Origin of the sequence: Psychrobacillus sp. FSL H8-0510, from assembly GCF_038008345.1 — a bacterium.
Classification (GTDB): domain Bacteria; phylum Bacillota; class Bacilli; order Bacillales_A; family Planococcaceae; genus Psychrobacillus; species Psychrobacillus psychrotolerans.
Genome location: NZ_JBBOYZ010000002.1, coordinates 83,176 through 96,481, shown reverse-complemented (window position 1 = coordinate 96,481; position 13,306 = coordinate 83,176). Strand labels below are relative to the sequence as shown.

At 37.1% G+C, this 13,306-nt stretch carries 16 protein-coding genes and 11 tRNA genes; 25 read left to right on the top strand and 2 right to left on the bottom strand.

What is annotated here, in order from left to right; all coding sequences use genetic code 11:
* From MHI40_RS20200 to MHI40_RS20120, 17 genes are all read left to right on the top strand, one after another.
* Window positions 1–75, top strand: a tRNA-Asp gene (locus MHI40_RS20200).
* A gap of 17 nt (window positions 76–92) precedes the next feature.
* Window positions 93–178, top strand: a tRNA-Leu gene (locus tag MHI40_RS20195).
* Window positions 179–182: 4 nt separating this feature from the next.
* Window positions 183–259 (top strand) — tRNA-Arg (locus MHI40_RS20190).
* Between the two features lie 78 nt (window positions 260–337).
* Window positions 338–413: transfer RNA gene (locus MHI40_RS20185), tRNA-Val, on the top strand.
* A 35-nt stretch (window positions 414–448) separates the two neighbouring features.
* Window positions 449–1,264 carry an ATP-grasp domain-containing protein gene (locus MHI40_RS20180; RefSeq protein WP_445678055.1) on the top strand — a complete coding sequence of 272 codons (816 nt, stop codon included), beginning with the start codon at window positions 449–451 and terminating at the stop codon, window positions 1,262–1,264.
* A 36-nt stretch (window positions 1,265–1,300) separates the two neighbouring features.
* Window positions 1,301–1,732 (top strand): GatB/YqeY domain-containing protein, encoded by a 432-nt coding sequence (locus MHI40_RS20175; protein ID WP_340764937.1) that lies wholly within the window; start codon window positions 1,301–1,303, stop codon window positions 1,730–1,732.
* Window positions 1,733–1,762: 30 nt separating this feature from the next.
* Window positions 1,763–1,838 (top strand) — tRNA-Asn (locus MHI40_RS20170).
* Window positions 1,839–1,843: 5 nt separating this feature from the next.
* Window positions 1,844–1,919: transfer RNA gene (locus MHI40_RS20165), tRNA-Asn, on the top strand.
* Window positions 1,920–1,950: 31 nt separating this feature from the next.
* A tRNA-Gly gene (locus tag MHI40_RS20160) sits at window positions 1,951–2,024 on the top strand.
* 3 nt (window positions 2,025–2,027) lie between these two features.
* A tRNA-Ile gene (locus tag MHI40_RS20155) sits at window positions 2,028–2,102 on the top strand.
* Between the two features lie 4 nt (window positions 2,103–2,106).
* A tRNA-Phe gene (locus tag MHI40_RS20150) sits at window positions 2,107–2,181 on the top strand.
* Window positions 2,182–2,186: 5 nt separating this feature from the next.
* Window positions 2,187–2,263, top strand: a tRNA-Thr gene (locus MHI40_RS20145).
* Between the two features lie 12 nt (window positions 2,264–2,275).
* Window positions 2,276–2,348 (top strand) — tRNA-His (locus tag MHI40_RS20140).
* Window positions 2,349–2,707: 359 nt separating this feature from the next.
* Window positions 2,708–3,307, top strand: coding sequence for a TerD family protein (locus MHI40_RS20135; protein WP_340764934.1), 600 nt, complete (start codon window positions 2,708–2,710; stop codon window positions 3,305–3,307).
* A 57-nt stretch (window positions 3,308–3,364) separates the two neighbouring features.
* Complete coding sequence (locus tag MHI40_RS20130) at window positions 3,365–3,952, top strand: TerD family protein (RefSeq protein WP_340764932.1); 588 nt, start codon at window positions 3,365–3,367, stop codon at window positions 3,950–3,952.
* Between the two features lie 294 nt (window positions 3,953–4,246).
* Complete coding sequence (locus tag MHI40_RS20125) at window positions 4,247–4,660, top strand: hypothetical protein (RefSeq protein ID WP_340764931.1); 414 nt, start codon at window positions 4,247–4,249, stop codon at window positions 4,658–4,660.
* A 22-nt stretch (window positions 4,661–4,682) separates the two neighbouring features.
* Window positions 4,683–5,255, top strand: a complete 573-nt coding sequence (locus tag MHI40_RS20120) for a hypothetical protein (RefSeq protein ID WP_340764929.1) — start codon at window positions 4,683–4,685, stop codon at window positions 5,253–5,255.
* Between the two features lie 147 nt (window positions 5,256–5,402).
* On the opposite strand, the gene MHI40_RS20115 is transcribed toward MHI40_RS20120, so the two are convergent.
* Complete coding sequence (locus MHI40_RS20115) at window positions 5,403–6,494, bottom strand: hypothetical protein (protein WP_340764927.1); 1,092 nt, start codon at window positions 6,492–6,494, stop codon at window positions 5,403–5,405.
* Between the two features lie 435 nt (window positions 6,495–6,929).
* Between MHI40_RS20115 and MHI40_RS20110 the strand changes: the two genes are divergently transcribed.
* From MHI40_RS20110 to MHI40_RS20080, 7 genes are all read left to right on the top strand, one after another.
* Window positions 6,930–7,802, top strand: a complete 873-nt coding sequence (locus MHI40_RS20110; RefSeq protein WP_340764925.1) for a YitT family protein — start codon at window positions 6,930–6,932, stop codon at window positions 7,800–7,802.
* 196 nt (window positions 7,803–7,998) lie between these two features.
* Window positions 7,999–8,454, top strand: a complete 456-nt coding sequence (locus MHI40_RS20105) for a hypothetical protein (RefSeq protein WP_340764923.1) — start codon at window positions 7,999–8,001, stop codon at window positions 8,452–8,454.
* 140 nt (window positions 8,455–8,594) lie between these two features.
* On the top strand, window positions 8,595–8,885 hold the full coding sequence (locus MHI40_RS20100; protein ID WP_340764921.1) for a hypothetical protein: 291 nt from the start codon (window positions 8,595–8,597) through the stop codon (window positions 8,883–8,885).
* 12 nt (window positions 8,886–8,897) lie between these two features.
* Entirely contained in the window at window positions 8,898–9,230 is a 333-nt protein-coding gene (locus MHI40_RS20095) for a hypothetical protein (RefSeq protein WP_340764919.1), read from the top strand.
* Between the two features lie 34 nt (window positions 9,231–9,264).
* Window positions 9,265–9,771: an ADP-ribosyltransferase-containing protein gene (locus MHI40_RS20090; protein WP_340764918.1), complete on the top strand. Its 507-nt coding sequence runs from the start codon at window positions 9,265–9,267 to the stop codon at window positions 9,769–9,771.
* 160 nt (window positions 9,772–9,931) lie between these two features.
* The gene (locus tag MHI40_RS20085) at window positions 9,932–10,399 is read left to right on the top strand and encodes a hypothetical protein (protein WP_340764916.1); all 468 of its coding nucleotides are present in this window, start codon (window positions 9,932–9,934) and stop codon (window positions 10,397–10,399) included.
* A gap of 15 nt (window positions 10,400–10,414) precedes the next feature.
* Window positions 10,415–11,011, top strand: coding sequence for a hypothetical protein (locus MHI40_RS20080; RefSeq protein ID WP_340764914.1), 597 nt, complete (start codon window positions 10,415–10,417; stop codon window positions 11,009–11,011).
* 120 nt (window positions 11,012–11,131) lie between these two features.
* Here the strand turns inward: MHI40_RS20080 and MHI40_RS20075 are convergent, their stop codons facing one another.
* A complete protein-coding gene (locus MHI40_RS20075; protein WP_340764912.1) occupies window positions 11,132–11,464 on the bottom strand; it encodes a hypothetical protein in 333 nt (110 codons plus the stop codon).
* Window positions 11,465–11,655: 191 nt separating this feature from the next.
* Here MHI40_RS20075 and MHI40_RS20070 point away from each other — a divergent pair, with 191 nt between their 5' ends.
* On the top strand, window positions 11,656–13,185 hold the full coding sequence (locus tag MHI40_RS20070) for a hypothetical protein (protein WP_340764911.1): 1,530 nt from the start codon (window positions 11,656–11,658) through the stop codon (window positions 13,183–13,185).
* Window positions 13,186–13,306: the final 121 nt, after the last annotated feature.

The following is a 13,306-nucleotide window of genomic DNA, read 5'->3' as shown; positions in this document are numbered from 1 at the left end:
GACTCCGTGGTGTAACGGTTGCACGCCCGCCTGTCTAGCGGAAAGTTGCGGGTTCAAATCCCGTCGGGGTCGCCATATTAAGTATTTATTTTGCGGGTGTGATGGAACTGGTAGACATAGCGGACTTAAAATCCGCTGCTCTTGTAGCGTGTGGGTTCGACTCCCGCCATCCGTACCAAAATAACCACGTAGCTCAATGGATGGAGCATCTGACTACGAATCAGAAGGATTGCAGGTTCAAGTCCTGCCGTGGTTGCCATAGGGGTATAGTTTAATGGCAAAATGACGGCCTCCAAAACCGACGATGTAGGTTCGATTCCTGCTATCCCTGCCAAACGTTTGCTTAGCTCAACTGGGAGAGTACCTGTTTTACAAGCAGGTGGTTGGGGGTTCAAGTCCCTCAGCAGACACCATTAAAGTAAATGAAATTTCGAAAAAAAGATAAGGAGTGAGCAAGTTGAAATGGTTAGTACAAGAATTTCTAAACAATAGTTCGAATGTGGAAAGAGTCATAACTGCTTTAGAAATGAGTTCTACTGCTTATTTAATAGTACGACTGAACAAAGATTATAGTTTAACTGTCCTCCATAAAGGTACGAGAATACCTGAAGATAATTCAGCAGATATATTGAAAAAATTTACAAAAAATGAAAACATAATGGTCTACGGTTCAAAACAATTTGCAAACGTTGCACAATCAGAGAATTTTAAGCCAGGTTCTTTCTGGAGCGAAGACTTTGAGTATGAAGTGTTTAAACAAAAAATCGGCAAGGAACTGTTAAACAACGAATTCGTGGTTGGGGAGCTGTCGGGGCTAAAACCTATTTGGGATTCCTTTTTCATCCGACCGACGGGAAACACAAAGTTGTTTACTGGTTTCACCATCACATTAGAAGATTTTCTTTCATGGCAAGAAAGAGAATCTGATGTCAATAGTGCGTATGTGGGACAGACTTTAATGATCTCACCTGTCAAAGAGATAAAAGCCGAATATCGCTTTTTCGTTGTTGAGCAACAAATCGTGACAGCCTCAAGCTATGTAGTCGAGAAGTCTACAAATATTAATCACAAACCATCTGAAGAATTGATGGCTTATACCAAAGAAATGATTGATTTGTTTCCTCTCTCAAAGGCCTTTGTTATTGATGTTGCGGAAACAGATGATGGATTTAAAGTGATTGAATACAATAATATAAACTCTTCAGGACTGTACGGTTGCGATGAGTTAAATATTGTCCAAAAGATAAACGCAATGCAATTATAGATTAAGAAAAAAATACAGAAAGTCGGTGGAAGAACAATGAAAATGAAAGACTTAATCATGAAAGATCTAATCCAAGCAATGAAAGCGAAAGACGCACGGAAAAAAGGCGTGCTACAACTCGTGAAGGCAGGCTTGGAGAATGCTGAGAAAGTAAAACGTTCGCCTTTGGATGAAAAAGAAGAAATCCAGATCGTGCAACGCGAGATCAAGCAGACCAAAGACTATCTGGCAGAAGCCGAAAAGCTTGGTCGGACAGACAGCGTGGAGGATGCGAATGCAAAAATCGACATTTTATACGGTTACCTTCCGAACCAGATGTCAGAAGATGAAGTGCGAGCAGCTCTCATACAGAGTGGTGTCGTAGCTGGAATGAGTATGGGAGATGCAATGAAGATTGCCATGCCTGTACTATCTGGTAAAGCAGAAAACGCAACAATTTCGAAGATGGTGAAACATCTAATATCCTAAAATTCGGGCAGCAACGACTGCCTTTCTTATTCCGATATAACTCAGTTGGTAGAGTATCTGGCTGTTAACCAGGAAGTCACAGGTTCGAGCCCTGTTGTCGGAGCCAATTATTTACCCGTAGCTCAATCGGTAGAGCAACTCCCTGTTAAGGAGAAGGTTACAAGTTCAAGTCTTGTCGGGTAAGCCAACTATTGCAGAGCGATGTAGTTCTGTAACCAGTGGGAGTAGTTTAATGGTATAATGCCAGCTTGCCAAGCTGGAGGTGAGGGTTCGATTCCCTCCTCTCGCACCATATGGATCTTTAGTTCAGCGGTAGAGCGGTCCGCTCATAACGGACATGTCGCAGGTTCGAATCCTGCAAGATCCACCATAACGGATAAATAGCTGAGATGGATTAGCGATGGACTGAAAATCCATAGAGGGTGGATCGTTACCACTTTTGTCCACCATACATGCCGAAGTAGCACAATTGGCTAGTGCACCTGACTTGTAATCAGGGGGCTGCAGGTTCAAGTCCTGTCTTCGGCACCAAATAAAACTGTGGTGATGTTGGTGAAGCGGTTAACACGGGCCACTGTGAATGGTCTATTCGAGGGTTCGACCCCCTCACGTCACATACTAGAAAGAGTTAGAGATAAGCGTCGTCCATAATGGATGGCGTTTTTGTCTCGTTTAGAAGTAAACTAGATGTATTTTAGGTCGAATGGTTTTCAACAGAATCTACATCGAATTTAGATGACGTTACTATACTATTGTGTACTATAGTAACAAATCTGTAATGATTGAAATGCAGTTATAAATGGTTTAATATGTCGATTCTAGTCGATTTTTTCTATGACTTCGATTCAATTAACCAATATTATTTATTGACATTGTTTACTACAGTGTATATAATAAATGGTAGAGATGAGATAACCTCTTATTCCTTCTGTAACCGATTCATCTAAAAAAAAATAAGGGGAGTGGGCTAAGAATATGACAGTGAGCTTACAAAAAGGTCAGCGTATTGACTTAACAAAAGGAAATGCACAACTCGATCGCATTCAAGTCGGTTTGGGTTGGGATTCTGCTTCTGCTTCGTCAACAAAAAAGAAAGGTTTTTTAGCAGCTCTTACTCCACAGATTGACTGCGACGCATCTGTCATCATGCTTCAAGATGGAAAGTTCCAATCGAAGAAAGATTTGATTTATTTCATGAATAAAAAAAGTAATTGCAAGTCTGTTATACATTCTGGTGATAATTTAACAGGCAAAGGCAGCGGCGATGATGAAGTAATAACGGTTGATTTGAAGTCTGTTCCTGCTTCTTACGATAAAATCGTCTTCGTAGTAAATATTTACAGCTGCGTTTCTCGAAAACAAGACTTTGGCATGATTTCCAATGCATTCATTCGAATCGTTGATCCAACAACAGGTAACGAGTTGGTTAAATACAATCTCTCGGATGATTATCAAGGCCTTACTTCTCTTATTGTCGGCGAAATCTATCGTCATGGGCAAGAGTGGAAGTTTTCAGCAACTGGTGATGGAACAACAGACAAAACCGTCAACGAAATTTGCCAGAGATTCGCATAAATACACAATACTCGCAATAAAAACGTAAGAATAAACAAAAAAATGGAGGTTTTGTAAATGGGAGTTTCCTTAGCAAAAGGACAAAAGGTAGACTTAACAAAAAATAATCCGGGATTATCACATGCAACGGTTGGTCTTGGATGGGATGTTAATAAATATGATGGAGGACATTCTTTCGATTTAGATGCATCCGTATTTTTATTGGACGCGAACGGTAAAGTGTCAGCAGCAAGTGACTTCGTGTTCTACAATAATCCAACAGGCGGAAATGGTTCTGTGGTTCATATTGGCGATAACCTTACTGGAGAGGGAAACGGCGATGATGAGACGATCAACATTGATATTCAAGCAGTTCCATCTTCGATTGAAAAGATTACCTTTGCCGTGACTATTAATGACGCTGAAACTCGTCACCAAAACTTCGGTATGGTAAGCAACTCGTATATCCGTATCATGGACAAATCATCGGGAGAAGAATTGATTCGTTATGATCTAGGAGAGGATTTCAGTATTGAAACAGCAGTAGTCGTAGGCGAGCTTTACCGTAACAACGGGGAATGGAAATTCAACGCAATCGGAGCTGGTTATCAAGGTGGCCTTGGTTCACTATGTAACGACTTTGGAGTAGAAGTATCTATAAATTAACCATATACGAAGGGGAGGCATTTATGCTTCCTCTTTTTTGGTTGTTAAATACTTTTTTCTAGAGAAAGGCTGTTTTTACTTCCATTCTTATAATAATTAAAGATTAGCAAATTTCAGAAAATTGAATTGACTAAATGTTAAATTTTAGATAAAATTGAATCAGGAGCCCTAATAGATTAGGAGAGGAGAAATTGACTAGAAAAAGAGCGGAGTGATTTTATCAAAAAATACATTTACCTTGGAATTTCAATAACTTTAGTCATTTTCTTAGGTATTATAGCTTCATATTATTTCATGAAAAGTGAAACGACGGAAATAGCAGAAGTTGTCATTGAAAATGACGATTATTTAAACAGCTTGAACAAAATTGACATAAATTTATTAGAGAGTTCTCCTAGTGTATATTCTTTAAAAAATGAGTCTTTGGCTAATGGAGATATTTTTTTGCTGAGAGAGAAAAATGAAGGATTGTCTTTAAAAAAAGGTGATCATGTTTTTATTAATCTCACCTTTGAGCCAGATGGTTCAAGTCAAACAAATGCTGGTTTCATTTTAAATGGAAATTATACAGAACTATTTGCAGAAAAAATTACTGATAAGCTCGTAACTGATTTTACTGTAGAAGAGGATGGAGAATATATATTTTGCGTAATTGGTTTTAATGCAAATTTCATCAATCTTACATACGGTGGTATTCATATCAATTGATAGATAAAACAGGGGGAAATATATGAAGAATTTAAACAAGTTCGCAAAGTCTATCGCTTTCTTAGGAATGATTAGTTTTGCCATTTTCTCGGTTGAAACCGTTGCAAGTGCAGATTCCGTATCTGTATCTATACCAAAACAGGAACAATTGGATTTTGATAAGTTGAACAAAATAGATACCCTTGGTGTCAATGCAGAAGTTTATGTCAATCCAGAACACCAAGACGATGTCTATTTTCTAATAGATAATGAGAAATACATCATAAAAGATAATACTTTTGTAAAAGACATTAACATTCCTAAATATGGTACATATGCTACTGATTCGTGGTATGTTCAATTAGAAAATGGTCATAATACGGGAAAACATTATACCATTTCAAAGGGTACGAGCACGCAGTTTTCTACTTATGGATTACCGGAAACTAGAAGAATGGTGGTCTATGGACCTAATTGGGATGTAATAGCAACAGTGACAGGTAGCAACGAAGGTGTAGCTATGGTACAAAAAGCAAAAGTAACAGGAGATCACGGTTTTTATGTTCAAAACTTCAGTGCAACAAGTCAGTTGTTTAGATGTGAAGTGAAGTTTTAATAAATTAAGAGTACGTTTGTAACTGCTCGCATATTGTACACAAAAAGACATTCAGGGCTAGACTATTCTATTCTGAATGTCTTTCGTCATGCCATATTCTATTGAGTTCTTATTTTTCTTTACTTGAAATGAACATAGATTTTCCGTTTAAGATACCTGAGTAAATATCTCTTCCGCGATACGAATGACACCAGAATAGCCAAGACCCCATTTTGTTTCAAAAGGAATATCATTCTCTCTACACATCTGTTTGATGTGCTCTCCTCCAACATGACCTGAAACAGACAATAAGAAAATGACAAGATCCGCTTTCTTCACGAGTGGTTCGATACGAATTAATTTATCTTTCGCATCTGCCGTCAATAAAGTACCTCCACGCTGATAAATTGGATCTTCGTAATGATTTCGGTTGGATTCATCACCAATCAATAAGATGGTACGTCCAGTAAGGGTTTGTTCTAAGGGTTCTATCTCTATCTCTTTCATGCTTTTCTTCTTACTTCCTGTATTCTTGTCGTTTGCTTCTGGAATGACTTCTGTTTTATGCACCCACAACACTTTTGCTTTTTGAGGGTTAGTTTTGTAAAAAGCAATATCAATAAGGGATCCTTCTTGAATATGATGCTCATGAATATCTTGTTCATCTAACAAAACGGTATAGAAATCTTCTCCGGAACGAATTGGTTTGCCTGTTTCCTCACTTTTATCTACCGCCAGTCTTCCAGCTACCTTTTTCACCACACAATAATTAAATTGTTGGCGTATTGGATTCTCTTCAGCAACTCCTTTTTCAACTAGCTCATATTGATAGAACTTATGATTGTCATCGAACTCTTTTAGCAACTTGGCACTTACGCTATCACCGTGTTCAAGTCCGAGTTTTCGAACGATGCCTTCTGGAACAAATCCATTAATTTCAGGAATATATCCACCTCTTAATTTTCTCTCAAAAATATAAGTCGGGGTTTCAATTTCCTCAGTATCTATCAATTCTTTCTCAACTAATACTTCCTCTTTCGGTTCAATTATTTGCTCCTCTTCTTTCTTCCAATTTTCCAATACAGAGAGTTCGTTATCTAAATTATGTTTAGTTTTGAACGAAACTACTTCTTCTAATTGTTCGCATAGCTGCCAATAGTGTTTAAAGAGTTTTTTCTGTAACTCGATATTCTCAAAACTGATGGAATCGATACTTTCTTTCATTTGCTCTTTTATCATTTCTAGTAATTGTCTATTCATAATTTTCCTCCTTCTACTTTGGATAATTCTACAAAAATCGTGGCATTCCTGCTAATTATATCCTAAAAAAACTAAATTAGTAAATTTTATTATACAATAATCTTATAATTTCATGAAAAAAAGGTCCTCTGAGTCACTCGCGGTCTTATTATCGACATCTCTTCGAGAATGGTTCGACTTCTCATCGAGTTCTGTTTGAAAAAAAACATAAGAAACCAACACATTGAATACCAATATACGTCCTTGCTATAAATATATGATTTCCAGACCTTGTCACGTTTCTAAGCGGACCACGGTAAGTCTTTTTTTTGTTCCTTTTCTTACTTCATCTTTTTTTTATCAACTCGCCTTTTTTTGCATAGAATAGGTGAAAACTTCCAAAAGGAGCAACTTGTTTGCAGATAAAAAGGGAAGCAGTAGAAGGGCGGAAAAGAAATGAAAAAAGAACCAAAAGAAACAGCTAGCTATCTTGAAAAGTTTGTGAGGAATTTGTTTATTATTATCGGAGCAATTATCACAGCAGTCGGTTTAGAAGCTGTACTCATTCCAAATGACGTAATTGATGGGGGTATTACAGGAATATCTATCATGATTGCACATTTATCCGGTTTATCGCTCAGTTTGTTCATCTTTATCCTCAATATTCCATTTGTTTATGTCGGGTATAAGCAATTAGGGAAGACTTTTGCCTTTAGAACGGTGGTTGGAATTGCTAGCCTTGCAATTGCAACTAGTTTACTTCATCATATTCCAACGTTGATAAGAGGAGATTCACTTCTTGTTACAGTTTTAGGAGGAATTATGATTGGTGTGGGTATTGGAATCGTTCTTCGGAACGGTGGGGCTTTAGATGGCACAGAAGTTCTAGCTGTCTTGATTGCTAAAAAGATACCATTTTCTGTTGGGGAAATCATCATGGTATTAAATATCGTTATCTTCTCCGTGGCCAGTTCTATATACGGGTTAGACGGAGCTTTGTATTCAGCTTTAGCCTATTTTATCGCCATCAAGGTGATTGATGTAGTACAGGTTGGATTTGATGAATCCAAATCAGTGACTATAATCAGTAATAACTCAAGAGATGTCGGCGAGGCTATTCAAGCTAGGTTAGGAAGAAGCGTTACCTACATCGCCGGTGAAGGTGGCCATAAAAATGAAAAGGTAGAGATGATTTATTGCGTGATCAATAGGTTGGAAGAATCGAAAATGAAGACTATTATCAAATCGCTAGATACAGAAGCTTTCATCACGATTTCGGATGTAGCAGAAGTAAAAGGTGGAAACTTCAAGAAGCGAAACATTCACTAATACATTTCTAACTAGAATCATATGAGTAAGCACCTCTTATCGAGGTGTTTTTTTTGTGATTTTCCTACTTGCATATATCCAACAATGGAATTTTTCTTAAGTAATACAACTATAATGGTAAGTAAATCGAAATCAAGGAGAGCTTTTGGGCTTAGGTAAGGGAAACAATAAGAATGAGAAAAGGGAGATGTTTTAATTGGGCGAGAATGTAAATATGTTAATAGGGTGTATTAATAAATTGGAACAAGTAATCCAAACGCGTTACTTTTATTTGAATCAGGAGACTGGAGCTGTGAAGGATGTTACTCTAGAACTATGCGAGTCAATCGATTCTTTTAATGAGGCAGCTCGGGAAAAGCGAGATAATAATGAGTATGCTTTAATAATTCCATACGAATATAACCTTGGGATGGCTCAGTACAGTTTTGGTTGTGGATTATCTCATTATCTACAAGCAGATCAATTTATCTTAATCGAGAGAAGACATAATGCAGCTGGAAAGACTCTTTCTTTCCCTCTATTTAAATGTCGCATCTCGATGTATGTTCCGTCAGATATAAAAGACATCTTGGAGTGTACAGGAGTTTTTGATCCATCGATTCAAGAAGCACTAAGAGCTAGATATGTAAAACAACTGACAGGTAATAAATAAATACCATACAGTCCGACACCTCATTTCGAGGTGTTTTTTTGAATCTTATTCCTTCTATCAAAAAGACTGCGGCTGCATATCATATAACGGCAAAACAAATACAGGAGCGAGGAATCGCAATTAAAAAGGAGAGAAATAAAATGAGTCAAGAAGTAACTGGTAAAACAATTAACGGAAGTGGAAGGGCGATTTTAATGCAAACAAGAGATGTGTATTTGGCAGAATATAAAGAGGATTTAGGGGAAAGAGAGTTCAAGAGTATGTTTTCTATCATTGATAATGAATACTATGCACTTATAGAAAAAGATATTAAAGAGGGAAGAATTATCACACAAGAGGTATATGCTAGTTTAGCAGAAGGCCAAAGATTTCATTTTAACAAGCATTACAATCATCGAGGAGACAAGGTGAAAACAAACAGTGAATTTTAAAGGAGCTGTAATATGTCAAATTTAATTAGAGTAGCAGACATCTCTGCCAAAAAAGTGTATAGTCTTGGAAAAGCTCGCAATGCAGCGAACATTTTACCTTTGTTATTGAGTCAATTATCGCTAAAATCAACTCAAATAGTCTTATACGGGGATGAGAGCCATGCATTCTTAGAGGATAAGTACGAAGACGAACAAAACTTCGAGCAAAACATGTTGGATTCTTATACAGACGATTGGGTAGATTGGGCAAAATCGAATAAGTGGAGTTTGGAAGAATTTAATGAACTTTTTGAAGTATATGGAGGAAACATCGTAACACCATTAGAATTAATCAAAAGAGCATAAATTCCATTATAATAACTTTTAAAGGATGAGTGATATGAATATACTAACAACTGATTTCACAGATTGGTTCAAGCATTCGAAAGTTGTAGGAACCGATAAGCTCCCGTTAATCGTTTATCATGGTACAAACAATGAATTCTCAGCTTTTGAAACGGAACCATTAAAGGCGAAAAGTTATTATGGAATGGGTGCTTCAGCTATTGGTAGTTGTTTTTCCGAAAGTCTAGAGGTTGCGGCTTCTTATCCAAAGCAATTAAATTTGGAAAACCGCCATGTAAAAGAAGTATATCTGTCCATACAGAACCCGAAAAAGTATAGAACACTCACAGCTTTAACTAATCATTTAATAGAGTTTTGTGAAGAACGAAAGCTTCCCCTTGTCCAAGACCGGTTGCTGCACGTATCCATGTTCAAAGACTATTTAATAGATCAGGGTTATGATGGAATCACTTATAAAGAAGGACCTGTTTATAATCCTAAGCAAAATAAAGCGACTGTGTGGGTGGCGTTTCATCCATATCAGATTAAGATCAGTAAGTAAAGTTGTCAATAAACAAATAAATACCATTCAGGCAGACACCTCATATCGAGGTGTCTTTTTTTAATTTTATTCCTTCTATCAAAAAGACTATGACTGCATATCATAGAGCAGCAAAACAAACACAGGAGCGAGTAATCGCAATTAAAAAGGAGTGTTAGATATGGGAAATATTAAATGGTCTCACTTGGTTAGGTTATGGTTTAGTCATCCAGAAAAAAAGGGAGAATCGGTAAGGAAGTTATACGAAATTAATAAATTGACAGAGAGAATTAGAGAAAAAGGAGGTTTTCAGTTAATTACGCGAAATACACGATTTTTAGCGTTAACCATTAGGCTAAAACAAATTAACAAGCTCTATCACGACCAGCCATCCATGCAAATAGAAGTATTGGATAAATATGAACCAACGCTTTGTGTCATTAAGGATGCATTGAAGCTTTCATGGGGTCGAAATATCTCAAGAGATACGCTATTTTGTAAACGGATAGAAAATTTACTGCAGTTTGTTTTAGAAGACATGGAAAAATTGTTGATAGAGGATAGAAATAAAATAGGAACAGATGTGGTAAATCCACTAGAACAAGAACTGTTCATGTTGAAAAGCCTGAAAGAAATGGGAAGTATTTAAAAGGGAGTGAAATACATGACAGTAGAAAAGTTGGGGTTTATCCTCGCTGTGAGCGTACTGGTTATAAGAGGCATAAGTTCTGTCATTCATTTGGTGAAGATGAAGAGAAACAAGGGGAAGATGTTAGAAGAGAAATACGACAGCCTGAAAATACTAGAGGATACAGTATCAACACTGCAAGCTGCTGTTAAAACAATGGAAGAATCGGAAAGTAAAGTTCCTGAAAAGTTAGTGCATGTGTACAAATCGTTGGCTGTATTAAGAAATGTCTGCAAACGAAAGGAAACGATGGCTTACTATAAGCCACTAGTTGACAAATATGACGAATCGTTTTTATTAATAAAGCGTTCGGTAGAAGGTACGATAAAAATCAATTTACTTGGAGAAGAAGTCGTTTGGGAAATGACAGCAAGACTCATTGATTCCATTGTCCTCGAATTTGTAGAAATGGAGAAACTTATAAAGACAAATCAAAAACTGACTAAGCAATCAGAACTTAACTCTATTGTAGAACAATTAAAATGGGAGATAGAATTAATGGAAAAGTTCAGAAGCGGTAAGCAAGAAGGGAAGACGCAACTGGACCAGGTCAGCTTATTTAAAAAATATTAATTCACTAGGCATGTCGTTCGGAAGCTAACAATATGACACCCTTTAAATGTTTCAAGAGACACCTATTTGGGTGTCTTTTTCTATCACAATTAAAAAGACAGACGCTAAGGCCTGTCCAATTCAAGCATGTTCGGTTGTATATACTTGGTAGTCTCCAATTGTTCCCACTAAAGAAAGATACAAGCTAATATGAGCTTCTTCTGCAGCTTCTGCCGCGTTAGTTGTGCCATACATTTCAAAAATTTCTTCCCCTGAATAGATAGCTTCAAACATGCTTTCCAGACGGCCGTGGATCTCATCTTCTTTCAACACATCGTAATAGATGCTCTCACCATTTTCTTCTACATAATATTCATTAGCAACTCCGCTATCTACATCTTCCTTAATAAAACGAGAGGATATCTGCTCCTGATTTATTCCTAACAGTTTTGCTAATGCTTCTATTCGGTTCATTTCCTTATTCCTCCTTAGTAAACTATGACAGTTTCCTGATATTTTTATTCGCTTATTCTATGCAGGTGTGACAAGAACTATAAATCTCTACATGTCTGGAATGATAAATGGAGCGTCTTTTGAATATGATATAGGGATTTGATAACACTGGTGCAGTTTTCGTGCTGCTGACTAAAAAGGAGAGATTGTAGATGAAAAGAAAAGACATGTTTATGAATGAAGTTATTTTAGTAGAGGAAGCCATGGGAAAAGCGTGTGGACTGTCTATTCCGCCTCGATTTGAAGCGTTGGAACTAGATGCTGTGCTTGAATACTTACGTGTGTTCCGCAAGCAAAAAATAAGTGTGCTTGTGAAACATTTAAAGGAAGAAGAAACAGGTACATTCTTAATAGAAACTGCTAAATTGGTATTAGCCATCTGCAAGGATTTAGGAGAGAAGACTTATCAACTCTCTTGGAATGATACTCAAGACAAAGTAGCGACGGATTTATCCAATTCATTTCCTGAGCTATTTCAAGCAGTCAATGCCGAGATAGAAGAAGCTGATGCATATGAGGAGATTCGTTATAATATGAACAAGTCTCATACGAGACAATTAAAAGGGATTACGGCCTTGTTATCAACTCCACAAGAAGTCGTGGAAATCAAACGGGAAATAGGGAGAAAATCGCGTGAAATGCAATACTTAATAGACAACAGTAAGCTCTCTATGGAAAATAAAGAGAAGTTGAACAAGTACAGGAAGACAAAATACGAAGAATCCCTCTTACGAATAAACATTAAATTCGAAGAAGAACCAGTTAAAGTACTGTATTACCGTTCTGGAACAAGTGTATCCGTTAAGGTGAAGTTGAGCAAGACTGGATATAGCTACCGAGAAGGAAGAGGAAAAGAAGTAAGGAGAAACAAAGGAACAGACAAGGCAGAGTATCCACTTATTATATCTTTTTCCTATTTCGAAGATTTCTTATCTGGAAATGGAGTAGCGAATGAGGATATTTTAGTAGATAAACAAAGTCTGGATACATTCTATCAATTTGGAACGAAATTATCTGCCAATCTAACACCGAAGTTTGTGGAAGACTGGTACAATTACGATTGTCCAGATCTTTATCGACTTAGTTCAAATAAAGAACAAGGACTATCTTGGATAGGAGAACCGCTACCTCATTTTTGCACTAAATTAGTAGAGGTATCTTGGAGTTCCACCTATGTAAATGAAGGTGTGTCAGAAGAAGAAGTGAACAAACTAATTAAAGGCCGTGAGCACACTGGGATAGCGACAGAATTAACAACCATGCTTAAATCAAAGGCAATGAGATTAACTGGCGAGGCAGATGCTCTCGAACAAGAAATAAATGAGTATGATGAGAAGATTCAGAAGGTCATTCAAGAGAATTCTTCCACAATCCTAGAAGGGGTAGCAAAAGCTTTTCCAGAACGGATGATTCATTTTTCTAACCAACCAGCTGACTTTAAGATTAACGATGATTTCGGCTTGGATTGTGGATATATCAACATCCGGTCTAAAGATGATGTGTATACAGAGAAACGGAAGATGTTATCGAATGTCTTCTCAGACGTTGCAGATTGGATGAGTATATCGCTGCCATTGTATTCACAGAGTACAACGCTCAATAAAGTGCAGTTTGATGTAGCCGCTCAAGTTGTAAGGAATGAGTTGGGTATTGAACTATTTGCACACACGGTTATGGATTAAATAACCAGGTAGGAGAGAGAGTTCTCTCCTATTTTTATTGACTAAAAACTAGCACTACTTATGAGATTAAGTGGTACCCCGTTGGTTCAACATTCCAAATGGAATAGTTGTAACTAGGTTT